The sequence below is a fragment of the Pseudomonas sp. P867 genome (assembly GCF_019891455.1).
Classification (GTDB): Bacteria; Pseudomonadota; Gammaproteobacteria; order Pseudomonadales; family Pseudomonadaceae; genus Aquipseudomonas; species Aquipseudomonas synxantha_A.
This window is the reverse complement of sequence record NZ_JAFLXB010000052.1, coordinates 1-247: the sequence shown is the minus strand read 5'-3', so window position 1 is coordinate 247 and position 247 is coordinate 1. Positions and strand designations below refer to the sequence as shown.

Genomic DNA, 247 nt, shown 5'->3' with positions numbered 1-247 from the left:
GGTGATGGTTTCGCCATTGTCCAAAGTGACGGTCAGCGGGTTGGTGATGTTGGTCACCGGGGCGCCGTTTTTATCCACCAGGCTGGCGGTGTAGACGATATTGCCGCCTTCACCGACGGTGGTGGTGGCGGTCAGTACCACATCGACCTTGTCGATGGTGTCGTTGATGGTGGTGGTTGCGCCGTTGCCTGCGACTTCGAGTTTTTCGAAGTTGCCGCCGGTGGTCTCGGTGATCTTGACGGTCTGG

The 247-nt window shown here is 58.7% G+C and carries 1 protein-coding gene; it reads right to left on the bottom strand.

Going from position 1 to position 247, the window contains the following annotated elements; genetic code table 11:
* Positions 1 to 247 (bottom strand): immunoglobulin-like domain-containing protein (locus J1G33_RS27790; RefSeq protein WP_223019179.1); only part of this gene is annotated, 247 nt, incomplete at both ends.